This window comes from Stenotrophomonas sp. STEN021, assembly GCF_056760175.1.
The window spans coordinates 20,060-45,085 of sequence record NZ_JBRREH010000035.1 but is presented as its reverse complement, the minus strand read 5'-3'; the positions used below and the strand labels follow the sequence as shown (position 1 = coordinate 45,085).

Annotated in this window: 23 protein-coding genes and 1 pseudogene; 17 read left to right on the top strand and 7 right to left on the bottom strand. The window is 62.1% G+C overall.

Annotated features, from left to right (window positions below):
• Nucleotides 1–237 (bottom strand): transposase (locus tag ACVOL0_RS09765; protein ID WP_481548914.1); only part of this gene is annotated, 237 nt, incomplete at its 3' end.
• Nucleotides 238–304: 67 nt separating this feature from the next.
• Here ACVOL0_RS09765 and ACVOL0_RS09760 point away from each other — a divergent pair.
• From ACVOL0_RS09760 to ACVOL0_RS09750, 3 genes and pseudogenes are all read left to right on the top strand, one after another.
• A pseudogene (locus ACVOL0_RS09760) lies at nt 305–1,192 on the top strand (Z1 domain-containing protein); the annotation flags it as partial.
• Nucleotides 1,185–2,138, top strand: coding sequence for a PD-(D/E)XK motif protein (locus ACVOL0_RS09755; protein ID WP_481548913.1), 954 nt, complete (start codon nt 1,185–1,187; stop codon nt 2,136–2,138). The pseudogene ACVOL0_RS09760 and the gene ACVOL0_RS09755, both read left to right, overlap by 8 nt.
• A 343-nt stretch (nt 2,139–2,481) precedes the next feature.
• Nucleotides 2,482–3,675, top strand: coding sequence for a GGDEF domain-containing protein (locus ACVOL0_RS09750; protein WP_481548912.1), 1,194 nt, complete (start codon nt 2,482–2,484; stop codon nt 3,673–3,675).
• 425 nt (nt 3,676–4,100) lie between these two features.
• On the opposite strand, the gene ACVOL0_RS09745 is transcribed toward ACVOL0_RS09750, so the two are convergent.
• Nucleotides 4,101–5,069: a hypothetical protein gene (locus tag ACVOL0_RS09745; RefSeq protein WP_481548911.1), complete on the bottom strand. Its 969-nt coding sequence runs from the start codon at nt 5,067–5,069 to the stop codon at nt 4,101–4,103.
• 236 nt (nt 5,070–5,305) lie between these two features.
• Between ACVOL0_RS09745 and ACVOL0_RS09740 the strand changes: the two genes are divergently transcribed.
• Nucleotides 5,306–6,397 carry a DNA glycosylase AlkZ-like family protein gene (locus ACVOL0_RS09740; protein ID WP_481548910.1) on the top strand — a complete coding sequence of 364 codons (1,092 nt, stop codon included), beginning with the start codon at nt 5,306–5,308 and terminating at the stop codon, nt 6,395–6,397.
• Nucleotides 6,398–6,637: 240 nt separating this feature from the next.
• Complete coding sequence (locus ACVOL0_RS09735) at nt 6,638–7,027, top strand: hypothetical protein (RefSeq protein ID WP_481548909.1); 390 nt, start codon at nt 6,638–6,640, stop codon at nt 7,025–7,027.
• A gap of 220 nt (nt 7,028–7,247) precedes the next feature.
• Here ACVOL0_RS09735 and ACVOL0_RS09730 read toward each other — a convergent pair whose 3' ends face one another.
• Complete coding sequence (locus tag ACVOL0_RS09730; protein WP_481548908.1) at nt 7,248–7,538, bottom strand: hypothetical protein; 291 nt, start codon at nt 7,536–7,538, stop codon at nt 7,248–7,250.
• Between the two features lie 107 nt (nt 7,539–7,645).
• Here ACVOL0_RS09730 and ACVOL0_RS09725 point away from each other — a divergent pair, with 107 nt between their 5' ends.
• The 3 genes from ACVOL0_RS09725 to ACVOL0_RS09715 all read left to right on the top strand — a co-directional run bounded on the left by ACVOL0_RS09725 (nt 7,646) and on the right by ACVOL0_RS09715 (nt 9,364).
• A complete protein-coding gene (locus tag ACVOL0_RS09725; protein ID WP_481548907.1) occupies nt 7,646–7,972 on the top strand; it encodes a hypothetical protein in 327 nt (108 codons plus the stop codon).
• Nucleotides 7,973–8,042: 70 nt separating this feature from the next.
• The gene (locus tag ACVOL0_RS09720; protein WP_481548906.1) at nt 8,043–8,975 is read left to right on the top strand and encodes a CorA family divalent cation transporter; all 933 of its coding nucleotides are present in this window, start codon (nt 8,043–8,045) and stop codon (nt 8,973–8,975) included.
• A gap of 80 nt (nt 8,976–9,055) precedes the next feature.
• Entirely contained in the window at nt 9,056–9,364 is a 309-nt protein-coding gene (locus tag ACVOL0_RS09715; protein ID WP_481548915.1) for a DUF3817 domain-containing protein, read from the top strand.
• Nucleotides 9,365–9,505: 141 nt separating this feature from the next.
• Here ACVOL0_RS09715 and ACVOL0_RS09710 read toward each other — a convergent pair whose 3' ends face one another.
• On the bottom strand, nt 9,506–9,685 hold the full coding sequence (locus ACVOL0_RS09710) for a CsbD family protein (RefSeq protein ID WP_481548905.1): 180 nt from the start codon (nt 9,683–9,685) through the stop codon (nt 9,506–9,508).
• 787 nt (nt 9,686–10,472) lie between these two features.
• Here ACVOL0_RS09710 and mdoH point away from each other — a divergent pair.
• The 4 genes from mdoH to hemC all read left to right on the top strand — a co-directional run bounded on the left by mdoH (nt 10,473) and on the right by hemC (nt 15,185).
• Entirely contained in the window at nt 10,473–12,392 is a 1,920-nt protein-coding gene (mdoH, locus tag ACVOL0_RS09705; RefSeq protein ID WP_481548904.1) for a glucans biosynthesis glucosyltransferase MdoH, read from the top strand.
• A gap of 355 nt (nt 12,393–12,747) precedes the next feature.
• The gene (locus ACVOL0_RS09700) at nt 12,748–13,413 is read left to right on the top strand and encodes an alpha/beta hydrolase (RefSeq protein WP_481548903.1); all 666 of its coding nucleotides are present in this window, start codon (nt 12,748–12,750) and stop codon (nt 13,411–13,413) included.
• Between the two features lie 104 nt (nt 13,414–13,517).
• Nucleotides 13,518–14,246 (top strand): LytR/AlgR family response regulator transcription factor, encoded by a 729-nt coding sequence (locus tag ACVOL0_RS09695; RefSeq protein WP_481548902.1) that lies wholly within the window; start codon nt 13,518–13,520, stop codon nt 14,244–14,246.
• A 30-nt stretch (nt 14,247–14,276) separates the two neighbouring features.
• Nucleotides 14,277–15,185: a hydroxymethylbilane synthase gene (hemC, locus tag ACVOL0_RS09690; RefSeq protein ID WP_481548901.1), complete on the top strand. Its 909-nt coding sequence runs from the start codon at nt 14,277–14,279 to the stop codon at nt 15,183–15,185.
• Between the two features lie 226 nt (nt 15,186–15,411).
• On the opposite strand, the gene ACVOL0_RS09685 is transcribed toward hemC, so the two are convergent.
• A complete protein-coding gene (locus ACVOL0_RS09685) occupies nt 15,412–16,188 on the bottom strand; it encodes a DUF481 domain-containing protein (protein WP_481548900.1) in 777 nt (258 codons plus the stop codon).
• Between the two features lie 158 nt (nt 16,189–16,346).
• Between ACVOL0_RS09685 and ACVOL0_RS09680 the strand changes: the two genes are divergently transcribed.
• Complete coding sequence (locus tag ACVOL0_RS09680) at nt 16,347–17,312, top strand: helix-turn-helix transcriptional regulator (RefSeq protein WP_481548899.1); 966 nt, start codon at nt 16,347–16,349, stop codon at nt 17,310–17,312.
• 374 nt (nt 17,313–17,686) lie between these two features.
• Here ACVOL0_RS09680 and fabB read toward each other — a convergent pair whose 3' ends face one another.
• Nucleotides 17,687–18,895 carry a beta-ketoacyl-ACP synthase I gene (gene fabB, locus ACVOL0_RS09675; RefSeq protein WP_481548898.1) on the bottom strand — a complete coding sequence of 403 codons (1,209 nt, stop codon included), beginning with the start codon at nt 18,893–18,895 and terminating at the stop codon, nt 17,687–17,689.
• The gene (gene fabA, locus ACVOL0_RS09670; protein WP_057627977.1) at nt 18,895–19,410 is read right to left on the bottom strand and encodes a 3-hydroxyacyl-[acyl-carrier-protein] dehydratase FabA; all 516 of its coding nucleotides are present in this window, start codon (nt 19,408–19,410) and stop codon (nt 18,895–18,897) included. The genes fabB and fabA overlap by 1 nt, the downstream gene beginning before the upstream one ends.
• Before the next feature lie 209 nt (nt 19,411–19,619).
• On the opposite strand from fabA, the gene dinB reads away from it, so the two are divergent.
• The 4 genes from dinB (at nt 19,620) to ACVOL0_RS09650 (ending at nt 24,956) form a co-directional block, all read left to right on the top strand.
• Nucleotides 19,620–20,705 (top strand): DNA polymerase IV, encoded by a 1,086-nt coding sequence (gene dinB / locus ACVOL0_RS09665; protein ID WP_481548897.1) that lies wholly within the window; start codon nt 19,620–19,622, stop codon nt 20,703–20,705.
• A gap of 61 nt (nt 20,706–20,766) precedes the next feature.
• Nucleotides 20,767–21,417, top strand: a complete 651-nt coding sequence (gph, locus tag ACVOL0_RS09660) for a phosphoglycolate phosphatase (protein ID WP_481548896.1) — start codon at nt 20,767–20,769, stop codon at nt 21,415–21,417.
• Between the two features lie 301 nt (nt 21,418–21,718).
• Nucleotides 21,719–23,959 (top strand): TonB-dependent siderophore receptor, encoded by a 2,241-nt coding sequence (locus tag ACVOL0_RS09655; protein WP_481548895.1) that lies wholly within the window; start codon nt 21,719–21,721, stop codon nt 23,957–23,959.
• A 13-nt stretch (nt 23,960–23,972) separates the two neighbouring features.
• Nucleotides 23,973–24,956 carry an alpha/beta hydrolase gene (locus ACVOL0_RS09650; RefSeq protein ID WP_481548894.1) on the top strand — a complete coding sequence of 328 codons (984 nt, stop codon included), beginning with the start codon at nt 23,973–23,975 and terminating at the stop codon, nt 24,954–24,956.
• Nucleotides 24,957–25,026 lie beyond the last annotated feature (70 nt).

The following is a 25,026-nucleotide window of genomic DNA, read 5'->3' as shown; positions in this document are numbered from 1 at the left end:
ACCCTTGAGCGTCTTGCGACTGCGGCCGTTGCGGGTGTTGCCAGCACCGTTGGCCACCGGCTCGTGCTTCTCATGCCCCAAGTGCTCGGTCATCTCTGCATCGAGCGCCTTTTCAACCAGCAGCTTGGTCAACTGCTTTAGCAAGCCGCTCTCGCCGATCAGGTCCTCAGGTCTTTTGTAGTTTGCCAACAAGCTGCTCAGCAACTCGTTGGGTACTTCATGTTTGCGTGAACTCATGGTGTCTCCAGGTCAGATGGCAGTTTCCTGCCGGTGACCCGTTTACACAAAATCTAGGACAGGCCCGGCCGATGCCCTGCTTCAGATGGCTCGTTGGTACGGTTTCCGCGCGGGCTATGAGGATCTGATTCGCATATGGACCACCGAAGGAATTGCGCAATGGTTCGTGGAGCTCGCGCTGGTTGAGGAGTCCCTTAGAGACTCGATCACTGCTCTGAATAGGGCAGGACGTCGACCCGATCAGATGGCGATTCGTATGCGCGCTCATTCGAAGCTTCTCCTCACCAGTAAAAGCAAAAGTAAGATGCTGGCGGATGATGCGCGCTCATGGTCCGGGGAGAACCCGCAGACGATCTTGTATCCCTTGCGCAACAAGGAACTGTTGCGACGCAATGTCGATTTGGCCTCTCAGCTGTTGAGGCAGCATCCACCTACGCAGAATGCGTACGGCGGCGCTCTCGCGCACGACGTTCCTGCAAAGGATATCGCACATTTTCTGCGCCTCTATGAGGGGCATCCTGGCAGTGTTGTATTTCAGGGGGCCGAAATAGCTGACTGGATCCTGGAGCGGGCCGAGTCAGGCGAATTGATGAACTGGACAGTGTTCGTTGCAGATCCGCAGCGAGAAAATCAAGTGGTTCTCGGAGGAAAGGCTTTTGGCCTAGTGAGGCGTTCTCTGCAATCTCAGGAGTCAATCGGAATCCTAATCGACCCACGGCATGAAGGCGTTGATCTGCGTGGTGGGCCTGAAAACTACCGGACGATCTCCGGTTACAGTGCTAGGTCAATGCGTGAGGACCGCCCTGCTCAGCAAGGGCTACTTCTTCTCTACTTCCTTGATCCTGAGCCGCTGCAGGTGTCGGTGCAAGCCGTACTGGGCGTGGCCCTCTCCTTGCCCCGAACTGTTGATGGCGATCAGCGGTTTGTCGTGAATCAGGCATTCCTCCATGACTGAGATTACTCAAGAGCGCTGGGCGTGGCTGCGCGAGCAACGGCCTCAGCACGAGGACATTTACGAGCAGGTGGTAGATGACTACATGGCTGCTCTAATCGGCATTTCGAGTGATGGACGACTCCATTTGCTCATTGCGATCGATGCTCCACCACTAAGCCTACCTCCAGACCTGCAAAGCCTTCAGGTCCGCGTGTTGGAGGGGGAGGAGGTCTGGATAGATGTCTCTGCCCGTAGCCATCACGAGGAATTACTAACGCTGGTTGCCAGTAGAATTTTTTATTCTGTTCGAACCGAGGGTCGCGGTCCGGCGATATCTGTTGAACGAGTTATCGACGAGATGCGCTCAGCATTGCGCCCAGTTGCACCTGATCTAGGCTTGGCGGAGCAGATAGGATTGTTCGGTGAGCTCTGGGTACTATCGAATGTGCTTATCCCGTCCATCGGTACACGGATCTGTCACCTGTGGAGTGGTCCGGAGAGCGAGCGCCATGACTTTGTCGGAGAAGGGATTCATATCGAAGTAAAAACAACGACGAAATCAGAGCCGAAGCATGAGATTTCCCGTCTTGATCAGTTGAGGGCCCCCAACGGCAAGCGCCTTCTGTTCATTAGTGTCCTTCTCGAGAGAAGCTTGGGTGGCCAGGAAACGCTCGCAGATCGTGTCGATGAAATACGGGGAAAGCTAGGGTCTGACGGGCACGCACTCGACGTCTTTGACGCGCGTCTGGCCAAGATCGGTTGGCATGAAGGTCTTCGACAGACGGGTGCCCTCTTGAGATTTACATTCCGCAATGTCCACGTCTTCGAGGTCGCTGGCACGTTTCCTCGGATGCCAGATGACTATATGCCTCCGCTAGGTGTCAACAGCGTCAAGTACAGCATTAATGTTGGTAGCCTGCCGTCTCTTGATGTGAGGGAAGTTAAGGAGCTCCTTGATCTAGTTTGAAGCGAACGTCACTCGTGCCACTTGGTATGCGCATTTCTAGGCCCGCGATGAATTGCGATTGATGGGTGACCAAAACAGGGGAGCGGAGTTGGGTTGCGCCCCCTGATCGCCTTGCAGGAAGCAATCGGCACGGTGTCTCGGCCCATCGTAAGAGCCCCCGAAGCCGTTTACATAGCTAGTTCAGCCCCGCAAACCCCGTAACCCCATCCGAATTCGGTACGATACGGCGGGGACAACGCGGTGCCGGGGGATCAGCGGCAGCGTTGCGAGTTTTTTTTCTGCATCCGTCGTTCCGCATGAGGTGGGCGGCGCGCCTTTGCCTGCCCTTTATGTTGAACACCCAATGATCGCCACCCTCCTAGTCGGCATGCTCTGCGTTTACCTGCTGAGCTTCAGCTTGATGTTTCAACTCATCAGTCGTCGCCTTCAGGACGAGAAGATGGGTATGGACGTCTTTGCGGCGGCCAACCTGATGTTGGGCGGGGCCTATGTGCTGCAGCTGCTGGAAGGGCCGCCGGGCTGGAGTTGGATCAGCATGGTCAACCACACGCTTACGCTGTGCTCCTTGCTGGCGTACTGCGTGGGCGGGGCGCGCTTCTTTGGCCTTGCTACGCCGTTGGCCAGGCCACTGTTGTACTTGGCGGTCGGTTACAGCCTCCTGCAGATTCTGGTGAACTGGGCAGTGGGCCCGGTGGCGCGCTATGCGTTGCTGGCAGGTACCTGTGCTGTCTGGTTCGTCAGCATGGTGGCGGTGCTGCTGTACGGCGCGCGCAGCTTTGCCAAGGACCTGCGCGGTGAGGTGCTGCTGTTTGCTGGCTTGATCAGCGGCATCTGCGTGCTGAACGTCATCAAGCTTAGCAAGCTGCTGTCCGGCGGCTTCGAGGCGCTGAACATGGACGGCCAGTTCTCGATGATCTTCTATGTCTATATGTGCTCGCTGGCGACCATCCTGCCGCCGTCGATCGTCTGGCTGGTGTTGCGTCGGCTTACCGACAAGCTGCGGTTCATGGCGGCACGCGATCCGCTGACGAAGCTGCTCAACCGTCGCGGCCTGGGCACGGAGCTGAGTTCCTACTTCCGACGCCCCGGTACTTCGGCGCGCTTGCTGTTGGTCGATGTGGACCACTTCAAGAACATCAACGACACCTACGGTCATCAAGTGGGCGATGCCGTGCTGTGCGGCGTTGCTGATGCCCTGCGTGCCTCGGTGCGCAAGGGCGACCTGGTGTGCAGGCTGGGCGGCGAAGAGTTCGCCGCCATCTGCATTGGCGCCGACGACGCCCCGGCCCTGCGTGTTGCCGAGCGTGTACGCAGCAGCATCGAGCAGGCAGTGATGCTGCAGGGCGCGCGCTATGAGGGGCTGCGCTGCACGGTGACCATCGGCGTCTCGGACAGCTTTGCCAGCGAGGCAGGTTTGAGCCACGCCATGCAGCAGGCCGATGCGGCGCTGTACCGCGGCAAGAACACTGGCCGCAATCGTGTGGAGCAAAACCTGGGTCAGAGTCGAGTTAACGCAACGCGGGATACGGTTCACTAGCAGTCTGTGCCCAAGTCGATTTGCTGGCATTCTTGGGCCGCGCCGCATCAAACAGTGGCAGCCGAGCTTCGGTGGAGAGCGCATGCGATTCTGGTTTGTATCTGCATTGAGCCGACGTCCACCAAGATCGAGTACTACGCGCGGTTGCTATCCCTCCTGGGGCAGCAAGTGGGTGGGGCGACAGCTGAGAAGTAGAAAGGGAAAGCATCCCCAAGCCAGATGCGGCGGAGCTGGGCAAGGTTGCCGAGATCGGCGACGATCGCTGAGGTGCTTGTTATTCTCGTAGCGGCGTCCGGATGATGGGGCTGTGTACGCAAGACCGTTTCTTGTGCAGGGGCCAATGTGCCTGCGAAGGGTGCTCCGGCGGTATTCGAGACCGGGACGTTGCTGACTGTCCCGATCTTTTCTACGCGTTTCCAGAATGACTAACGTACCCTGCAGTGAATGGTCCGGCCGTCCCAGCTGCACAGCATGCGATTTCTCTCCTCGGTTGCGCCGGTGATGGGTATGCCGTACCGGCGAGCGGAGTCGATCCAGCGTCCGAGATTGCGAGTGCCTTGGCTTCCCTCGCCGAAGTAGTAGTCCCCTACATAGCCGGGAGCAGTGACGGGCGCGGCGATGGTCGCGTCTGGGAATTTGTTGCCTTCGCTATCCCGGCTTTCGCCCTCGACGTACTTCGCCTCAGTGACATTGTCGGTTGTGACCTTGTAGACGGTTTGCGACCCATCCCGCCATTTCACAATCACGATTATCGCGCCGGCCCCATGCTTATCAGCCCAGGAAAGTGCCAGCTCCTGCAAAGAGAATGCGATCGAATTCCAAGCCGCGCTGTCGGTGCTGGCACCCGCGAGGCCTTCAGCCAGATATTGTCCAAATTTTGTTCTTGCCGTGGCTGATAGAACGATGTCTCCCGCACTGAAATCCCTGTAAGCGTTCGGAAAGGTGAAGCCCGTTGGATTGGAGTATTGGGGGTTGTCGGGGTGAACGGTCACCACGAGCCCGCCCTTGCTCTTGCCGGAATTCTGTTCCAATGCTCCCCCGCTTTTTCCTGGGGCTGGATTGTCGACAACAGCTGTTCCGGCCCGTTCCGATGAAGGTGACAAGGAGGCGGCTTCCATCACTCGATAGAAGGCAGCCGAGATCTGTGAAGGTATTGAGGTGCGCATGGTTCGCCAGCGCTTCAGCTCCCTGTCGTACTCGACTTCGTACCCCGCCAGCTCCACGCGTTCAAAATCAACTACGACCGTCAGTCCGTTGCCTTTTGATATGGCTGCATTTGCAGTCGAGGGGCAGCGGTTGCATTCAACAACACGGCTGGCGATAGCTGGTAGTGAAACAGGCAGTAGTAAAAAGGCCAGAACCACGGTAGTGAAGGGATGTAATTTCCTTTTCATGGCATTTCCAAGTGGGCAGCTTGTGCTGCAAGGAAGTTTTAGGCCAACTTATTTTTGGTTGCTGTCGGTGTTGTGGTTACGGAATGCTGTTGTTCCACTCAGGCTGTACTGGGAATAGGCGCGAGTTTGCTTCAGGGAACAAGCGCTGCTGGACCATGGCCGCCAGTTGCTGTGATCTGCTGAACCCAACTGGCTGATCTCCGGCCCCAACCCCCGCTTGCTGGCATCATTCGTCCATGACCCTCACCCTCGACCAACTCCGTCGCTACGCCGTCGCCCGCTCACTCTTCAAGCCAACAAGCTTGATGCGGGCAATCGACAAGCTGGGCTTCGTCCAGGCAGATCCGATCCGCGCGCCCGCGCGTGCGCAGGATCTGACCTTGAGACATCGCGTTGTTGGTTATCGGGCTGGTGACCTGGAGCGACGCTATCCGCGGCTGCCGTTGGAGGAGGATTTCTTCGTCAACTATGGCTTTCTTCCGCGGGAGCATCATGCGTTGATGCATCCACGGCAGGCGCGGATGGAATGGACGCCGGCACGTTGGAAGCAGGCGCAGGCGGTGCAGGCCTTCATCGCCGAGCGTGGTGCGGTGCATCCACGTGAGGTGGACGCGCACTTCGCACATGGCAAGACCACCAATTGGTTCGGTGGTTCGTCCAATGCCAGCACGCAGCTGCTTGATGGCATGCACTATCGCGGGCTGCTGCGGGTGGCGCGACGCGATGGCGGTACGCGTGTGTATGCGGCGCGCGATGCTGCACCACCGGTTCACAAGAGTGATGTCGATGCGCGCATGGATGCGCTGATCGATCTGATTGTCGGCAAGTACGCGCCATTGCCGGATGCCAGTCTCGGTCAGTTGGTGGCCTATCTTGGCAATGGCGTTCCGCAGTGGAAGGACGCGCGCAAGGCTGCGCTGTTGCGTGCGCGGCAACGTTTGCAGCGGGCGCGGGTGGATGGTGTTGATTGGGTTTGGCCCGCTGATGAGCGTGTAGAAAGCCGCCGCTGGAAGCCGGATGCACAGGTGCGGCTGCTGACGCCGTTCGACCCGGTGGTTTGGGATCGGCGCCGCTTCGAGTTGCTTTGGGGCTGGGCGTATCGCTTCGAGGCGTACACACCCGCACCCAGGCGCAAGCTGGGTTACTACGCTTTGCCGCTGTTGTGGGGTGATCGGGTGATTGGCTGGGGCAATCTCTCGGTCGCCGGCGGGGTATTGAACGCTGAGTTGCGGTACGTCGAAGGGCGAGCCCCGCAGGACGCTGATTTTGTCCAAGAGTTGGATGCGGAATTGGCGCGCATGCGGGTGTTTCTTCGCCTGGAACAGTGACTGAAGCTTCCGGCGACCGCGTTGGTGCTCAAGCGCACTGCGCGGAGATGAAGCGGTCTCATCTGTGCATTATCTACAAACGGTGCCTGGGCCCTGGCAGCTGATCCGGTTGTCGGGTCAGCATTGACTGTCTGTGCTTCGTGCTCTGGTTGCTGGGGCGGCGCGGGTGAGTTGAACCATGGCTACCGCATCGGTCATGCTGCAACGCCATTCAATCGCACAGCCCATAGGATTCCACGCGTGTCGCCGACTACCGCCGCTGCAGCCCGCAACAGTGCCTTGCATATGACCGTGGCCTTCATTGCCATGGGCAGCTGGGCCACGTTCGCCAATCTGGCGCACCCGATGCCGCGGCCGTTGATTGCAGGAGTGGTGCAGGGCACGTTGTCGGCGCTGATTACCTTGTTCCTCAAGCGCATGATCGAGGCGCTGTCTGCGCGCTTGCCGGGGACTTCCGGTTACTGGGTGCCGCCGTTGGTTGCTGTGGTGGCCTCGTTGAGTCTGCTCAGCAGCATCCATTGGCTGGCTGGTACGCCGGAGATCCTGCGTACGATTGTGGTGCCGTTGTCGGTGACTGCGATCTATGCGACTACCTACAACCTTGCGTTGCGGCGGGCGTCGGCGGGCTGAAGGTGGGAACGGCGTCAGCCGCGAAGCCATTGCTGTGTAGGCCAGCAAAGAGCTTACCCCTCCCCAACCCTCCCCTTCGCTGCGCGAAAGGGAGGGGGCGTAGTGCCGAGCCATGCTCGGCGGGGGGGCTTTATCGGTGATGCCCATGCCGAGCATGGCTCGGCACTACAGGTGTAGCTTCAGCAAGGTTGGTGCTTGGTGCGAGGTTGGGAGAAGCGGCTTACGCCTCTTCCTCCTCCTCTTCTTCACCTTCTTCCTCTTCTTCGTCCTCGTCCTCTTCGTCCTCATCCTCTTCTTCGAAGGCGTCGGCTTCTTCGACGCGGACGAAGTTGGGCAGGGTGTCGGCGAAGCTGATCTGCTTGCCGTTGGCCAGCATCGGGCGCACGGCGCGCTTGCCGGCCTCTTCCACTACCGCAAAGCACACCAGGCTCTGCGCGCTTTCGTCACCGGCTTCTTCGAATACGGCTACCCAGCCGTCGGCGGGGATGATCTGGATGATGTTGTCTTGCATGGCTGGACTGGTGTTTGAAGGAATGGCGAGCTTGCGTGAAGGCGGGCGCGCTTTGCAACCGTGGGTAGGTGGGATACTGCTGCGCTCCTGACCGATGGAGCTGTGAAATGGCCCAAGCGCCGTTGCGCACGCCCGATGGCCGCTATCTGGTGGTGCGCGGGCGGCTATGGCGGACCAGTAATCCCGGCCTGCCAGAGCAGGTGCGGGCTACCTTGGTGAGCCAGCTGATGGCGGCGCGTCGGGAGGTAGGGGTCGCCCGGCGAGCAGGCGACCGGCAACGGCTGGGGCAGGCAGGTGCAGCGGTGGATGCAGCCAAACGTGGTTTGGGTGAGCGTGGTCCGGTGTGGTGGCAAGATGGTGCGCCGGACTTCAACCGGCATCTGGTCAAGAACACGCCCTATGCGAGCTGGTACGCCGCGCAAGCGCAGGCCTGAGCTGCCGGCGGCTTTACTCGGCGTGCGCTGAAGATGAGGATGAACGCAGGTCCCGAAGCGGAATCACGCCATGCTCCAATGCCGCACCCTCGCCACCGCAGCCGGTGGCACAGCCCCCGCGTCGTTATGGGTAGACCTGTGCCAACCCACGCCGGGGGAACTGGAGCAGGCGTCGCGGCAGGTGGGATTCCGCATTCCCGACCGTGCCGGCATCAGCGAGATCGAGTTCAGCAGCCGGGTGCGGGTGGAAGGTGAGGCCTTGGTGTTGAACCTGCCGCGCTTCCAGTACGAGATTGAACACGTCGTCGGGCCGCTGGGCTTCGTGGTCGCGCCCAATGCATTGGTGGTGCAGCGCGAGCACCGCATCGATGCGCTGGAAGGCGTGGAAGCGGAGCTGGGCAAACATCCCTGCCACGGCTCGGCTGATCTGTTCCTGCGCATGATCGAACACATCGTCGATCGTCTGGCCGATCTGCTGGAATCGCTGGAAAGCACGATGAGCGAGTTCTCGCGGCAGGCCTTCAACAACCCCAAGGGCAAGCGTGCCTCACGTCGTTTGGAGCAGATGCTGCACGAGGTTGGCACGATGGGACGGCGCATCGGCGCGCTGCATAACACCCTGCACGGCATGCTGCGGATGATGAGTTACCTGGATGAAGCCACCCCGGACTGGTTTGGCGACGATGCGCCGAAGCGGATCAAGCTGGTGGTCAAGGACCTGACCTCGCTGAGCGAGTTCGAGCAGCAACTGGGCGACCGCAACGAGTTCCTGCTGGACAGCGTGCTCGGCCTGATCAACATGGATCAGAACGAGGTGATGAAAGTGATGGCGGTGGCCTCGGTGGTCGGCATTCCGCCGACCGTGCTGGTCGGGGTGTGGGGCATGAATTTCGCGTCGATGCCGGAATTGCATTGGCACTACGGCTACGCCATCGCGCTGGCCGCAGTGGGCCTGAGTATCGTGGTGCCGCTGTTGTGGTTCAAAAGACGGGGCTGGATCTGAGCGCGCGCGGATGCGAGACATTCTCGCCTACAATCGCTGCTCTTTCGCACCGCTTGATGGAATCGATGTCTGCCAAACCAATGACCCCCGCCGGCAAGTTGTTTGCCGCCGCTGCACTGATTGAAGGTGTCACCTGGGCCGGATTGCTGATCGGCATGCTGCTCAAGTACGGCACCGGCACCACCGAGTTGGGCGTATGGCTGTTCGGCCGCCTGCATGGCTTGGCGTTTGTGTTCTACGTGGTGGTCAGCCTGTACGCCGGGTTGAAGCTGCGTTGGCCGCTGTGGGCTGTGCTGTTGGCGTTGCTGGCGGCAGTGCCGCCGTTGGTGACCGTGCCGCTGGAAATCTGGTTCCGTCGCATCGGTCTGTTGTCCAAGCGCCCGCTTTGATTCGGCTTTAGATCTGACGAAGATGTGATGGCGCGGCCGGCTTCCACACGGTCGCGCCATTGAAGCTTCACAGTGGTACCGGGTACTACGGGTTCCGGTTATACGCGTTGCGGAAGCAGTTTTTGCTGGGTGATGCGCTCGTCATGAATGTCGATGCTTTACCTTGTCTGCAGCCTTGCCCATTGCTTTCTGCGCTTTTCCTGCATTTTTCTCCATGTTGCCGGCCATCTGCTGGGCTTTGTTGCCTGTCATCTTCCCGGCAGCTTCCTTGATGGCACCTTTGATTTCGTGTTTGGTGCCTTCAACACGGTTGCGGTCCACGAACAGTCTCCGGAGACGTCTGCGTCGCTGCAGACGCGTGTAGCCTGCGCAATGCCGGGTTTGCGGCAGGTGAGCGCAATGTTGTGATCGTGTTGTGTGCACTGGTGGATTTAGCCTGGGTTGTGAGTGCGCATGTTGGAGCGTGCGGCGGTGCTGCGTGCATTGAACGAATTCAGCCGGCCACGTTTGGCTGGCGCCGTGCATGGCGGGCCTGCCATCAGGGCCAATGACCGATTTTGCTCCTGATTCCCAAGACGCTAGGCGGCGCCACCTGCCTGCAGTCCGCTTCTTCAGCGCCTGTCCGGGGCGGTTGCGCCGGCACGACTCTGCCGGAGCTGGCTGGGTTGCCTTGTCGGCCCTGCGCTGACCTTGCCGTGTCTGCTGGAGACCAGGGGGCAGACAGGTATGGCCTGCTCGCGGTCATGCGGGCGCCACGCCAGGGCATGTGAGGTCAGGTGTCCGGTAACGCAGTCAAACTGACTGGCAAAGGTGTACCTGTCGATTTGATGGTGGATAATTCCCCCATCGCCAATGCCGTGAAGGGATTGCGGCGGTTGGCCCTGGAGTGGCCTGGGCGGCCTTGTTACCGCCTGCAGCGAGGTGGTTCGAGGGGGCTCCCGCATCGCGACCGGCAGGGTTCGTTTGCCGCAGGTTTAGGTTGGTTCTTCTAGTTTTCCCCGACTGGTCAGCTTCTCCTTCAAGGAATTCAGGTGCAACACGCAAGCAAACAGCGTTACGGCAAGGTGTGCCGCCAGGACTGGCTGCAGATGGCGCAGCGGGGCAAGCAATGAGCAACAAGGTCACCACCAACAATGGCTTGGATGCCGGTATTGCGGTACTGCCGGCTGAGCATCCGTTGCCCATGCCCGAGCAGTCGTTGCGCTCGGGCTCGCTGCATGTGCCGCGGCAGAAGACCGCGCCGGCCAATATCGGACTGCGCCGACTGTACGTTTTCGGCAGCACCGCGTTGACCACGCTGCTGGCCACCTGGTTGATGGCGCGGGTGCTGTCCAACGGCGGCATCAACGTGCTGGAAGGCTGCCTGTTGGGCCTGTTCGTGTTGCTGTTCGCCTGGATCGCGATGTCCTTCGTCAGCAGCCTGGCCGGGTTGCAGGCGTTGCTGCGCGGCCGCCGCAAGCTCGGCATCTACCCGGATACGCCGCTGCCGCAGCTGCGCAGCCGTACCGCCTTGTTGATGCCCACTTACAACGAAGACCCGCGCCGGATGATGGCCGGCCTGCAGGCCATCTACGAATCGGTGGCCGCGACCGGGCAGCTGGAGCATTTCGATTTCTACGTGCTCAGCGATACCACCCGCGATGCAATTGGCCGTGCCGAAGAACAGGTGTTCGCGCGCCTGGTGGAAGCCACCGGCGGCGCCGAGCGACTGTATTACCGCCGCCGCGCCAGCAATGTCGGGCGCAAGGCCGGCAATATCGCCGACTGGGTGCGGCGCTTTGGTGGTGCCTATCCGCAGATGCTGATCCTCGACGCCGATAGTTTGATGACCGGCGATGTGATCGTACGGCTGGTGTCGGCCATGGAAAATCATCCGACCGTTGGCCTGATCCAGTCGCTGCCGGCGGTGGTCGGTGGCCGTACCGCCTTCGCCCGCATGCAGCAGTTTGGTGGCCGCGTTTATGGGCCGGTGATGGCTTACGGTGTGGCCTGGTGGCACGGCGCGGAAAGCAATTACTGGGGCCATAACGCGGTGATCCGCACCCAGGCCTTTGCCGAGCAGGCGGGCTTGCCCGAATTGCCGGGACGCAAGCCGTTTGGTGGCCATGTGCTGAGCCATGACTTCGTCGAGGCTGCACTGATACGCCGTGGTGGCTGGGCCTCGCACATGGTGCCGTACCTGCACGGCAGCTACGAAGAAGGCCCGCCGACCCTGACCGATCTGCTGATTCGTGACCGCCGCTGGTGCCAGGGCAATCTGCAGCATTCCAAGGTGGTGGCTACGCCGGGCCTGCACTGGGTCAACCGCGTGCATATGCTGATCGGCATCGGCCATTACTTCACCGCGCCGATGTGGGCGATGTTGATGCTGATCGGTATCGCCATTCCGCTGATCCATGGCGGCATCGATCTGGCCGAAGAGCTGCATCTGAATCTGCGGATGGCACCGGCGAGTTACTGGCGAGGGCTGGACCAGGACGGCGTGTTCTGGGTATTCGTGGTGACCATGGTCGCGCTGCTGTCGCCCAAGCTGATGGGCTATGTGGCGATGCTGACTTCGCGCAAGGAGCGTATTGGTTGCGGCGGTGCTTTCAGGGCGTTTATTTCGATGTTGCTGGAAACCGTGCTGGCGGCGCTGATGGCACCGGTGGTGATGTATGTGCAGTCGCGCGGTGTTGCCGAAGTGCTGGCCGGCAAGGATTCGGGCTGGGACGCACAGCAGCGTGATGACGGCAGCATTTCGGTGCGCGACTTGCTGCGCAGCTATGGTGGTTTGAGCGTATTCGGTGTGGTGATGGGCGTGGCCGCCTATCTGGTGTCGCCGCCGCTGGCGGCGTGGATGGCGCCGGTGGTGATCGGCATGGCGCTGGCGGTGCCGGTGGTGGCGTGGACGTCCTCGCGCAAGGCTGGCGACTGGCTGCGAAAGCATGGGTTGCTGTGCATCCCTGAAGAAAATGCCCCACCGCCGGTGTTGCTGCGTGCTGTTGAGTTGCGCGCGGCCGCGCTGAAGGAACCGCTGCAGGATTGAAGGCTGCGGCTTTTGTAGGAGCGGCGTAAGCCGCGAAGCCGATAGCAATGCGCCGCCATTTGGCCTGCAACCTCTGCGCAGGGTGCCGGTTTTGCTTCAATCGGCAGCACCGTCAGCTTCGCGGCTTACACCGCTCCTACAGGGCTCCGGATAGTTTTTGTAGGAGCGGCGTAAGCCGCGAAGCCGATAGCAATGCGCTGCCATTTGGCTCGCAACCCTCATGCTGGTCGTCGGCTTGCTTTCAACCTGCAGCACCATCAGCTCCGCGGCTTACGCCGCTCCTACAAAAGCAGGGCCTCCACCAATGGCTGTGCCGGGCAGGCATAATTCCCGCCTGTCTTTGGGAGTCATACACATGCTGGAAACAGTGGAGCAGGAAACCGGCGCGTCGCCGGAATGGTCGGTGATCTGGTTGCATGGCCTGGGTGCCGATGGCCATGATTTCGCGCCTATCGTGCCCGAGCTGGTGCGTCCGCAGTGGCCGGCGATCCGCTTCGTGTTTCCGCATGCGCCCAAGCGCCCGGTCAGCATCAACAACGGCATGCCGATGCGTGCCTGGTACGACATCGTCAGCATGGATTTCCGCAGCCGCGCCGATGCCAAGGGCGTCGCCGAGTCGGTTGTGCAACTGGAAGAGCTCATCGCCCGTGAACAGGCGCGCGGCATTCCGGCCAACCGCATCGTGCTGGCTGGCTTCTCGCAGGGCGGGGCGATCATCCTGTCCGCTGGCCTGAAGCGCAGTGAGCCGGTCGCAGGCCTGGTGGCGTTGTCGACCTATCTGCCGGAAGTGGACGCTGCACCGTCGCAGCTGGTGGATGGCGCCACCGCCCAGCCGGTATTCATGGCCCATGGCAGTGCCGACCCGGTGATTCCGCTGCAGATCGCCGAGCACAGCGCACAGGTGCTCAAGACCTTGGGCTTTGGCGTGGAATGGCACCGCTATGCGATGGCCCACCAGGTCTGCGGCGAAGAGATCCACGCGCTGGGCGACTGGCTGCAGGCCCGTTTCGCACAGGTATGACCGGTTTGTGAGCTGCGCCGCAGTTGCCGGATTGTTGACGGCGGCGTACAGCGAACCCGGCTACCATGTCGCCACGACTGGGGAGCCGTGAGCGAGGTAGTGGTGTGAAGGTAGTGATCGCCGATGACGAGCCGTTGGCACGCGAGCGTCTGCGCGCGTTGCTGACCGAGCTGGCGGAGGTGGATGTCGTTGGTGAGGCAGCCAACGGCAACGAGGCCTTGCATGTCTGTGCGCAGACCCAGCCGGATCTGGTACTGCTGGACATCGCCATGCCAGGCATCGACGGTTTGGAGGTTGCCCGCCACTTGGCCGGGTTCGAGCCGCGCCCAGCGTTGGTGTTCTGCACCGCTTACGACGCCCACGCCTTGTCGGCCTTCGAGGCGGCGGCAATTGATTACCTGATGAAGCCTGTGCGCGCAGAACGCTTGGCCGCAGCGTTGGAGCGTGCGCGCACCTTCATTGCGGGTCGCGCCAACGCGGCGCCAGCGGTGGCCACCCAGGCGCGACGGGTGCTGTGTGCACGCCTGCGCGGCGGTCTGCGGCTGGTACCGGTGGAGGACATCCTCTATCTGCAGGCAGAGGAAAAGTACGTGGTGGTGCACCACCTGCGCGGCGAAGACCTGATCGAGGAATCGCTGCGCTCGCTGGAAGACGAGTTTTCCGGGCGTTTCATCCGCATCCACCGCAACTGCCTGATAGCCCGCGACCGGCTGCAGGAAGTCCGCCGCACGCCGGCCGGGCAGGTGCAGGCGGTGCTGCGTGATGTCCCGCAACCCCTGGAAATCAGCCGCCGCTGCGTGGCCGGGCTGAAGACCGAGATGGAACGGCTGTGACCTGGAGCTTGCAGCGGCGATAATGGCCGCATGAGCATCCTGCGTATCGCCACCCGAAAGAGCCCGCTTGCCCTGTGGCAGAGCGAACACGTTGCCGACCGTCTGCGCCAGGCCCACCCGGGCCTGCAGGTGGAACTTGTGCCGATGAGCACGCGCGGCGATGAAATCCTGGACCGCTCGCTGGCGGCCATAGGCGGCAAGGGCCTGTTCCTGAAGGAGCTGGAGCTGGCGATGCTGCGCGGCGAAGCTGATTGCGCGGTGCATTCGCTGAAGGATGTGCCGATGGAGCTGGAAGCGCCGTTCGTGCTGCCGGCGATCCTGACCCGCGCCGATTCGGCCGATGCCTTTGTCTCCAACACTTATCCGTCGTTGGATGCCTTGCCGCAGGGTGCCTGCGTGGGCACGTCCTCGCTGCGCCGGCAGGCCCAGCTGCGTGCACTGCGCCCGGACCTCACGTCGCGCGACCTGCGTGGCAACGTCAACACCCGTCTGGCCAAGCTGGATGCGGGCGAATACGACGCCATCATCCTGGCCTGCGCCGGCCTGGAGCGTTTGGAACTGGGCGCGCGCATCCGCGATCGGCTGGTTGCGCCGCAGTGGTTGCCGGCACCGGCACAGGCGGCAGTGGCGATTGAATGCCGGCAGGACGCTGCGGACATCATCAACCTGGTCAAGGCGCTGGACGATGCATCCACCCGCAGCTGCGTGGAAGCGGAGCGGGCCATGAACCGCGCGCTGGATGGCAGCTGCCATGTGCCGGTGGCTGGCTTGGCACAGTGGCGTGGTGATGATCTGTGGTTGCAGGGTCTGGTCGGCGGTGTGGCCGATGGCCGTGCGGTACGTGCGCAGGCGCAGGGGCCGGCGAGCGATCCGGAAGCGCTGGGTCAGGAAGTCGCACGTCAGCTGCTGGCCGGCGGCGCGGGCGAGCTGTTGCGCTAAGAGAGCTGTTGTAGGAGCGGCGTAAGCCGCGAAGCCACAAATGCCCGAAAACAACATGAGCGCCGCTTTCCGCGGCGCGCAAGCATGGCCAGCTTCGCGGCTAATGCCGCTCCCACAAAATCAACAGAACCAATGCTGGTTCTGCAGGATTGGCTGGTAATGCCCCTTGCCGAGCATGGCTTGGCACTACCGGGGAGCAGTTGCCGGGCATGCGCCCGGCGCCTGCTTACTTGAAGCTGTAGACCACGTTCATCGTGGTCAGGGTGTCGGTCTTGCGCTTGTCTTCGGCGACGTCGCTGTTGTGCCGGGCCTGCCAGCCAGCCTTCAGGGCGAAGTGTTTGTTCATGCTGACCGAGACACCGAAATCATTCTGCGCGAAGGTGTTGTACGAGCCCGATTCCACCAGCAGCGAGTTCACCAGCTCGGTGTTTTCGGTGACGGCGAATTTCAGGTCGAACAGGCCGCGGCCAATCAGGCCGGTGCGGTCTTCGTCGGTATCGGCATTGTGTGAACGGCGCACACCCGGGCCGATCTGCGTATCCAGCGTCAGGCGCTCGCCATCGATCAGGCGCGTGCCGTAACCCAGACCGAAGCTGGCTTGGCGGTCGTAGGTGGCGAAATCGTCGCTTTCATAACGCACGGTGGCGGTGAGCTGGCGGTGTTCGCCCAACTGCAACGCGCTGCCGGCGCCGCCGGTGTAACGGTTGGCGGTGGTCTGGCGCTTGCGGCTGGTGCTGCCGTCGTCGGCGGTTTCGGTGTACTCGGCGCTGGAGCGCAGACCGAACAGATCCATGCTGTGGATCCAGTCATTGTCGGTGTAGCGCAGCTTCAGGCGGCCGTTGAAGCTTTCAGTGGTGCTATTGCCGTGGGCCGAGGCAAAGCCCAGCTCGCCGCCGCTGCCGCTCCATGGCGAGGTCATGGCGGCAAGGTCGGAAGCATCGTCGGCCCAGGCCAGCGGGGCGGCCAGCAGCAACGGCAGCAATAGGGAAACACGCAGGGACATCGGGCAGATCTCCAAGGGAGAGGCGGGAATGATTGGCGAGGGGATGATACCGGATGGTCCCTGACCCTCAGGCGCACGGGCGGGCCCGGGGCTTCATTTGCGGTTGTGCCGGCGGCTGGCCTGCTCCATTGCGGCCCGGAGTCGGACATAATCCGGGGATGGACCGCTATGAACGCATCAACGCCCTGCATCGTCTGCTCAAGTCCGCCCGCTACCCGGTCACGGTGATGCGGTTGCAGGAGGAATTGGGCTGTTCCCGTGCCACGGTCTACCGTGACCTGGCCTTCCTGCGTGATGCGCTGATGGCGCCGGTGGAGGGCGATGGCGAGGCCGGGTTCCGCTACATGAGCGGGGAGAGCGACCGTTTCGAGCTGCCGGGTTTGTGGCTGAGCTCGGAGGAGTTGCACGCCTTGTTGGCATCGCAGCACCTGTTGGCGCGCACTGGCGGCGGGGTGTTGTCGTCGATGCTGGCACCGCTGCAGCAGCGCATCGAAGGTCTGCTGGCCGCCCAGGCGGGTGCTTCGCATTGGCCGGTGGAGCGGGTGCGGGTGATTCCGCACCGCGGCCGCAAGCTGGACGAGGCCAGTTTCCGCACGGTGGCGTCCGGCGTGCTGGAGCGCAAGCAGCTGTCGTTTGAATACCGCGCACGCTCCACCGATGAGGCGACCCGCCGTACGGTGTCACCGCAGCGCATTACCCATTACCGCGACAACTGGTACCTGGACGCCTGGGATCACAGCCGTGAGGCGGTACGCAGCTTCGCGGTGGACCGCGTCCATCAGGCGCGGTTGCTGGATCAGCCTGCGCGCGATGTGGCCGATGAAGAGTTGAACGAGCAGTTGGCGGCCAGCTACGGCATCTTCTCGGGTGCGCCCAAGGGCTGGGCGACCATCGTATTCAGTGCCAAGGCCGCGCGTTGGGTGGCCGATGAGCATTGGCATTCCAAGCAGCAGGGACGGTTTCTTGCTGACGGGCGTTATGAATTGAAGGTGCCGTACAGCGTGTCGCGCGAGCTGTTGATGGACGTGCTGCATTACGGCTCTGATGCGGAGATCGTGGAGCCGCAGTCCTTGCGCGAGCAGGCAAAGGCTCTGTTGTCGCTGGCGTTGAGTAATTACGACTGAGGCAGGGCTTTGCTTCGCTCTTGCTCTGCTTTCCCCTCTCCCGCTTGCGGGAGAGGGGTAGGGGTGAGGGCAGCTCTTGCTTGTTGTTTCTTTTTGCGGTTGCTGTTGCCTTGCAGAGCAACAGAGCAACAGAGCAACAGAGCAACAGAGCAACAGAGCAACAGAGCAACAGCCAAAGCCAAGGCGAAAGCGAAAGCGAAAGCGAAAAGGCAAAAGCTTCCCCTCACCCCAGCCCCTCTCCCGTAAACGGGAGAGGGGACAGCAAAGCTGAAGCCAAAGCCAAAGCCAAAGCCAAAGCCAAAGCCAAAGCCAAAGCCAAAGCACAAAAGAAAACAGCCGCTTTCGCGGCTGCTTTCTTTCAGATCACTCCGCCATCAAACCCGGCCGAAGATCAACGTTGCATTGGTGCCGCCAAACCCAAAACTATTCGACATCACCGTGTCCAGCTTCGCATCCTGCGTCTTGCGCAGAATCGGGAAGCCTTCCACACGTTCGTCCAGGGTTTCGATATTGGCCGAGCCGGCCATGAAGCCATCGCGCATCATCAGCAGGCAGTAGATCGCTTCGTGCACGCTGGCTGCGCCCAAGGAGTGACCCGACAAAGCCTTGGTCGAAGACAGCGGCGGCACGGCATCACCGAACACCTGGCGCACTGCGCCCAGCTCGGTCACGTCGCCCAGCGGGGTCGAGGTGCCGTGGGTGTTCAGGTAATCGATAGGACGGTCCAAACCTTCCATCGCCATCTTCATGCAACGCACGGCGCCTTCGCCGGACGGGGCAACCATGTCGGCACCATCGGAGGTCACGCCGTAGCCAACCAGCTCTGCGTAGATGCGTGCACCACGGGCCACAGCGTGGTCGTAGTCTTCCAGCACCAGCATGCCGGCGCCGCCCGCGATGACGAAGCCATCGCGGTTGGCGTCGTACGGGCGCGATGCCGTGCTCGGGGTTTCGTTGAAGCTGGTGGACAGTGCGCCCATGGCGTCGAACATCACGCTCATCGACCAATGCAGGTCTTCACCGCCGCCAGCAAACATCACATCCTGGGCGCCGTGGCGGATCAGGTCGGCGGCAGCGCCGATGCAATGTGCCGAGGTGGCGCAGGCGGCCGACAGTGAATAGCTCAGGCCCTTGATGCTGAAGGCGGTGGCCAGGTTGGCCGACACCGTTGAGCACATCGTGCGCGGCACCATGTACGGGCCTACCTTGCGCACGCCACGGTTGCGCAGCAGATCAGCCGCTTCCACCTGCCATTCGCTGGAGCCGCCGCCGGAACCGGCGATCAGGCCGCTGCGCACGTTGCTGACCTGGCTTTCGTCCAGGCCGGCATCGGCGATGGCGTCGCGCATGGATACGTAGCTGTAGGCGGCCGCATCGCTCATGAAGCGCTTGAGCTTGCGGTCTACCTGCGCGTCCAGATCGATATCGACCTTGCCGCCAACCTGGCTGCGCAGGCCGGCTTCGGCGTGGTCGGGCAGGGTGACGATGCCGGGACGGCTGTCACGCAGGGCACTGGACACGGTGTCCAGATCGTTGCCAAGGCAGGACGTGATGCCCATGCCGGTAATGACGACACGACGCATCAGAAGCTCTCGGTTGAGGTGAACAGACCTACGCGCAGGTCTTTGGCGGAATAGATCTCGCGGCCGTCGACCAGCATGCGGGCGTCGGTCTGTGCCATCACCAGCTTGCGGTTGATCACGCGCGAGACATCGATTTCGTACTGCACCAGCTTGGCGCTGGGCAGCACCTGGCCGGTGAACTTGACCTCGCCACAGCCCAGCGCACGGCCGCGGCCTTCTGCGCCCAGCCAGGTGAGATAGAAGCCGGTCAGCTGCCACATGGCATCCAGGCCCAGGCAGCCGGGCATCACCGGGTCGCCAATGAAGTGGCAACCGAAGAACCACAGGTCAGGACGGATATCCAGCTCGGCCCGGATCATGCCCTTGCCGTGCGCGCCACCGTCCTCGCGGATCTCGGTGATGCGGTCGAACATCAGCATCGGGTCGTTGGGCAGGCGGCCTTTGTTGGGGCCGAAAAGTTCGCCACGCGCGCTGGCCAGCAGCTGGTCGCGCGAGAAAGCATGCAGACGGGTCATCCGGGGTAATCCAAAGCCATTGCGAGCCCCGGAGCATGCTGCAGCATCTGCGTTCAATCAAATGTTTTAACTGGACGGTTGCGTATGTTAGCTGCAGATAAGCGCCGTTCGCGGGCTGTTACGGGAGGTATGAATAAGTACATTTGTGAGGACAAGTGTGCATTTAGCGACAACAGCTATCATGTTGGCGACCTTTTGAGACTGTTGCCTTGAGCCAACAACGCAAGATCATCCACGTCGACATGGACGCCTTCTATGCGTCCGTGGAGCAGCGTGATGACCCCGGTTTGCGCGGGAGGCCGGTGGTGGTGGCCTGGCGCGGGGCGCGTTCGGTGGTGTGTGCGGCCTCTTACGAGGCCCGTAAATTCGGGGTGCGCTCGGCGATGCCGGCGTTGCGGGCCGAGCGGCTGTGCCCGGATGCGGTGTTCGTGCCGCCGGACTTTGCCCGCTACAAGGCGGTGTCACGGCAGATCCGCGAGATCTTCCTGCAGCACACCCCGCTGGTGGAGCCGCTGTCGCTGGATGAGGCCTTTCTTGATGTGACCGAATCGCCGAGCTGCGACGGCATCGCCACCGAGATCGCCCGCACCATCCGCGCACAGATCCGCGAGACCACCGGCTTGACCGCCTCGGCCGGCATTGCCCCGAACAAGTTCCTGGCCAAGGTCGCTTCGGACTGGCGCAAGCCCGATGGTCAGTTCGTGGTGCGGCCTTCGCGGGTCGAAGAGTTCCTGACGCCCTTGCCGGTCAAGCGGGTGCCGGGCGTGGGTAAGGTGATGGAGGGCAAGCTGTCGGCGCTGGGTATCGTTACCGTCGGTGATCTGCGCGCGCTGCCGCTTGAACAGCTGCAGGCCTTGTTCGGTAGTTTTGGTGCTGGCTTGTATCGGCGTGCGCGCGGTATCGACGAGCGGCCGGTGGAGCCCGATCAGCCAGTGCAGTCCATTTCTTCCGAAGACACCTTTGCCGAAGACCTGCACATGGGCGAGTTCGATGAAGCCATCACCCAGTTGGCAGAGCGTACCTGGCGCGCAACGGGACGCACCGAGCGCATCGGTCATACCGTCGTACTGAAGTTGAAGACGGCGCAGTTCCGCATCCTCACCCGCAGCTATACGCCGGATACGCCGCCAAGCTCGGTGGAAGATCTTCGCGACATCGCCCTGGCCTTGTGCCAACGCGTGCAGTTACCGGTAGATACGCGTTATCGCTTGGTTGGCGTCGGTCTGGCCGGTTTTCGTGATCGCGAAGAACTGGTGATCCAGGGTGATTTGTTTCGCAGCATCACGTTGGATTGAGTGCATCCTTTACGCAGTGCAGCGCCGCTACAATCGATGCTCAATTCTGGGAGTGTGATGCGTGGCGATCAAAGCCTTGGTGTTCGATTTGGATGGCACGCTGGTGGACAGCGCAGGTGATATCGCCGAGGCAGTGAACCTCACATTGGAAGCGCTGACGCTGCCGCGCGTTTCGGAAGCGACGGTGCGCAGCTGGATAGGCGAGGGCGTACGCAATCTGGTGACCACCGCATTGGCCAATGCAGGCAGTGCGTTGACGCTTGACGAGGTGATGTCGGTCTTCATGCGGCATTACACCGCTTGCTTGCTGCGCAGCCCGCGCTTGTATGACGGGGTTGGTGAGGCGCTGACGGCCTTGCAGGCGCGCGGTCTGCCGATGGCCATCTGCACCAACAAACCGGCGGCGATGGTCGCGCCCTTGTTGCAGCATCTGGGCATCGCCGGGTTCTTCGCACACATCATTGGTGGCGATTCGCTGCCGCAACGCAAGCCTGCTGCTGAGCCGCTGTTGCACGTTGCAGGTTTGCTGCAGCAGCCGGTGGTCGACTGTCTGATGGTGGGTGATTCGGGCACGGATCTGGGCGCGGCCAACAACGCCGGCATGCCGATCGTGCTGGTGCGCTATGGCTATTCGCGTGATCTGGATCTGGATATGGCTGAAGCAGTGGCAGTGATCGACGATATGCGTGAGTTGGTGGCGATCGTCGCGTAACGTGGCTTTTGTGGGAGTGGCAGCGTTTGTAGGAGCGGCGTAAGCCGCGAAGCCGACATCAATGAAGTCGCAGGAATTTCCGCAATCGGGCCGTCCATCAGCTTCGCGGCTTATGCCGCTCCTACAAAGCAGGGCCCACAACCACATTGCCAGTAGTTATCAATAATCATTCGCATTTGGTGTAGAATACGGCCATCCCGCAGCGTGTCTGGCGTTTGTTTCCGGCAGCTGCATTCGATATCCGTCGTTCCTCAAGCTGTTCGCCAGAGGGGCGCATCCCCACTGTCGAGAGGCTTCCCCCATGTCCCGTCGTTCGTCGTCGCGGTTGTCCGCGCGTGTCTTGCTGTCCCGTCATCCCCTTTCCGCTGCGCTGGCATTGAGCGCTTTGCTCGCCGGTCCAGCATTGGCCGAAGGCGCAGCGCCGGCTACCGACATCGACACCGTGCACGTCACCGCCGAACAGATCGCCAAGCAGGCCTTGGGCAGCTCGGTAATCACTGCGGTCGATCTGGAGCGTCTGCCGCCAGCCAATGACTTGTCCGAAGTGATCCGGCGCATGCCCGGCATCAACCTGACCGGCAATACCGCGTCGGGCTCCTACGGCAATTTCCGCCAGATCGACATCCGTGGCATGGGCCCGGAAAACACCTTGATCCTGATCGATGGCCGCCCGGTGAGCTCGCGCGATTCGGTGCGCATGGGCCGCAGCGGCGAACGCAACAGCCGTGGCGACAGCAACTGGGTGCCGGCCGAAGCGGTCGAGCGCATCGAAGTGTTGCGTGGTCCTGCCGCTGCACGTTACGGCTCCGGTGCGTCCGGTGGCGTGGTCAACATCATCACCAAGAAGCCGACCGGTGACCTGACCGGCTCGCTGACCTTGTACGGCAGCCAGGCCGAGCACAGTGACGAGGGCGACAGCGAGCGCGTTGGTTTCCAGTTGTCCGGCCCGTTGAGCGAGCAGCTGTCGTTCCGCTTGTTCGGCAACGTCAACAAGACCGAGCCGGATGCCTTGTCGCTCAATGAAGAATTCGCCACTGGCGTCACCCCACCGGCTGGTCGCGAAGGTGTACGCAACCGCGATATCAGCGGCCTGCTGCGCTATGACATCAACGACAAGCATGTGCTGGAGCTGGATGCCAGCGTCAGCCGCCAGGGCAATATCTACTCCGGCGAGCGCGGCGTCAGCGGCGACGGCTTCGAGCGTTTGAATGCGCTGTATGGCGCGGAAACCAATGTGATGCTGCGCCGCTCGTTCGGCCTGACCCATCGTGGCAGCTACGACTGGGGCACTTCGCGCATCACCGCTGCCTATGACGACACCGACAATACCCGCTTGAACGAAGGCCTGGCCGGCGGCCCGGAAGGCTCGATCACCGAAGGTGCAACTTTCTCCACCTCCGAACTGACCTCCACCCGCGTGGACGGCGAGATCAACGTGCCGTTGAACTGGGGCGGCATCGAGCAGGTGGCGACGCTGGGCTTCGAGTACCGCGACATGGAGCTCCACGATCCCTATTCGGTGACCCAGAGTTCCAGCAGCGGCGGCGGCATTCCTGGCTACGACGGCGTGCGCACCGGCAAGAGCGACCAGCAGTTCGCAGCCGTGTTCGTCGAGGACAACCTGTACATCGGCGAGCGCTGGACGCTGACCCCTGGCCTGCGCTTCGATCACCATTCGCAGTTCGGCAACAACTTCAGCCCCAGCCTCAACGTGCAGTTCAAGCTGGCTGAAGACTGGGCGATCAAGGGCGGCATCGCGCGCGCGTTCAAGGCACCGAACCTGTACCAGGCCAACCCGGATTACCTCTATTACACGCGCGGCAACGGCTGCCCGGTACTGAGCCCGAACCAGGGGTCTGGTTGCTACGTGATGGGTAACGCCAACCTTGATCCGGAAACCAGCATCAACAAGGAAATCGGTATCGAGTGGGCGCCGGACAACGGCTGGCACGCCTCGGTCACCTATTTCCACAACGACTACAAGGACAAGATCGTCGCCGGCCAGGACCGTATCGGCATCACCAATGACACCAAGGGCCAGGTATTCCAGTGGACCAATGCGCCCGAAGCCATCATCCGCGGCGTCGAAGGCAACGTGAAGGTGCCGCTGATCGGCGGTGGTGATGTGCTGTCGTGGAACACCAATGTCACCTGGATGATCGAGAACGTCGACAAGACCACCGATCAGCCGCTGTCGATCATTCCCGAGTACACCGTCAACACCTTCCTGGATTGGCAGGTCAATGCACAGTTGTCGTTCATGCTGACCGGTACGTTCTACGGCAAGCAGGAGTCGGCCACGCAGTCCAGCACCACCGGTGCGTTGCTGCCACGCGATACGCGTGCGGCCTATGACCTGTGGAGTCTGGGCGGCCAGTATCGGATCACGCCGAAGGTGCGTGTCGGCGGCGGCGTCAACAATCTGTTCGACAAGCGCCTGTTCCGCGAAGGCACCACCAGCACCAGCGCCACCGGTGCAGGCGCCGCTACCTACAACGAACCCGGCCGCAGCTACTGGGTGAACCTGACCGTTGGTTTCTGATCCAGGCACAGCGATGACCAATCACATGCGCATCCGCTTTCACTCATTGCTCGCCGTGGCCTCGCTGTTGTTGCTCGGCGCGTTCGCGCCGATTGCAGCGGCGCAGCAACGCAACCCGGCGCAGCTGATGGGCCAGACTGTTGCTGACACCGGTTCGGCGCATTACCGCTTCGAGCGCTTCCTGGTGCGCAGTGATGATGGACAGCGCACGTGGCGGGTCAACCTGGGCATCCCTGCCGGCAAAGCGCCGGCAGCGGGCTACCCGGCGCTATGGATGCTGGATGGCAACGGCGCGTTGATGGAATTCGACGCGCCGCTGCTGGAGGAACTGGCGCAGAAGCAGCCAACGGTGCTGGTGTTTGTCGGCTACGACAACCAGCAGCGCATCGATTCGCCCGCACGTACCCGCGATTACACGCCGATTGCTGACCAGCCCGAAGATGGCGGCGCGGCGGTAGGCGGTGGCGCCGATGCGTTCCTGGAAGTGATCGAGCGGCGCATCCGTCCGCAGCTGGCGCAACACGTGGCAACCGATGCCAACAAGCAGGCACTGTGGGGCCATTCGCTGGGCGGGCTGTTCGTGCTGCATACGCTGTACACGCGCAGCGGTGCATTCCAGACCTATGTGCCGGCCAGCCCGTCGCTGTGGTGGCAGCAGGGCGCGATGCTGGGTGCTCCCGAACGTCAGTTCATCGGCAACAACGCCAGTCATCCGGCGCGGGTGCTGATGATGCTTGGTGGCGGTGAGCGTGATCGCGATACCAGCAACCGCGACATGAGCAATCCACGGGTGCTCGCGCATCTGAAGCGCGTCTCTGGCGCACCGTCCGACGCTGCCGAGCAGTTGTCGGCGCGCCTGCGGCAGGTGCCCGGCTTGGATGTCGAGTACCACCAGTTCGACGGCCTCGGCCATGGCCCGATGTTCCGCGCCTCGTTGATGCGCGCGCTGCATGAAATCACCGGCGTGCGTGACCGCAGCGCGGAGCCGCGCTCCTGATATGACTTCCAAATCCGGGCCGACGGCCCGGCACTCCATTACCCAGGCAGCGTCACCGCCCAGGCAGAAA

What these genes read in the sequence shown, in the direction of transcription:
- ACVOL0_RS09755 (WP_481548913.1), top strand. Translation starts at nt 1,185, where the DNA reads ATGACTGAGATTACTCAAGAGCGCTGGGCGTGGCTGCGCGAGCAACGG.
- ACVOL0_RS09750 (WP_481548912.1), top strand. Translation starts at nt 2,482, where the DNA reads ATGATCGCCACCCTCCTAGTCGGCATGCTCTGCGTTTACCTGCTGAGC.
- ACVOL0_RS09745 (WP_481548911.1), bottom strand. Translation starts at nt 5,069, where the DNA reads ATGAAAAGGAAATTACATCCCTTCACTACCGTGGTTCTGGCCTTTTTA.
- ACVOL0_RS09740 (WP_481548910.1), top strand. Translation starts at nt 5,306, where the DNA reads ATGACCCTCACCCTCGACCAACTCCGTCGCTACGCCGTCGCCCGCTCA.
- ACVOL0_RS09730 (WP_481548908.1), bottom strand. Translation starts at nt 7,538, where the DNA reads ATGCAAGACAACATCATCCAGATCATCCCCGCCGACGGCTGGGTAGCC.
- ACVOL0_RS09725 (WP_481548907.1), top strand. Translation starts at nt 7,646, where the DNA reads ATGGCCCAAGCGCCGTTGCGCACGCCCGATGGCCGCTATCTGGTGGTG.
- ACVOL0_RS09720 (WP_481548906.1), top strand. Translation starts at nt 8,043, where the DNA reads ATGCTCCAATGCCGCACCCTCGCCACCGCAGCCGGTGGCACAGCCCCC.
- ACVOL0_RS09715 (WP_481548915.1), top strand. Translation starts at nt 9,056, where the DNA reads ATGACCCCCGCCGGCAAGTTGTTTGCCGCCGCTGCACTGATTGAAGGT.
- mdoH (WP_481548904.1), top strand. Translation starts at nt 10,473, where the DNA reads ATGAGCAACAAGGTCACCACCAACAATGGCTTGGATGCCGGTATTGCG.
- ACVOL0_RS09700 (WP_481548903.1), top strand. Translation starts at nt 12,748, where the DNA reads ATGCTGGAAACAGTGGAGCAGGAAACCGGCGCGTCGCCGGAATGGTCG.
- hemC (WP_481548901.1), top strand. Translation starts at nt 14,277, where the DNA reads ATGAGCATCCTGCGTATCGCCACCCGAAAGAGCCCGCTTGCCCTGTGG.
- ACVOL0_RS09685 (WP_481548900.1), bottom strand. Translation starts at nt 16,188, where the DNA reads ATGTCCCTGCGTGTTTCCCTATTGCTGCCGTTGCTGCTGGCCGCCCCG.
- ACVOL0_RS09680 (WP_481548899.1), top strand. Translation starts at nt 16,347, where the DNA reads ATGGACCGCTATGAACGCATCAACGCCCTGCATCGTCTGCTCAAGTCC.
- fabB (WP_481548898.1), bottom strand. Translation starts at nt 18,895, where the DNA reads ATGCGTCGTGTCGTCATTACCGGCATGGGCATCACGTCCTGCCTTGGC.
- fabA (WP_057627977.1), bottom strand. Translation starts at nt 19,410, where the DNA reads ATGACCCGTCTGCATGCTTTCTCGCGCGACCAGCTGCTGGCCAGCGCG.
- ACVOL0_RS09655 (WP_481548895.1), top strand. Translation starts at nt 21,719, where the DNA reads ATGTCCCGTCGTTCGTCGTCGCGGTTGTCCGCGCGTGTCTTGCTGTCC.
- ACVOL0_RS09650 (WP_481548894.1), top strand. Translation starts at nt 23,973, where the DNA reads ATGACCAATCACATGCGCATCCGCTTTCACTCATTGCTCGCCGTGGCC.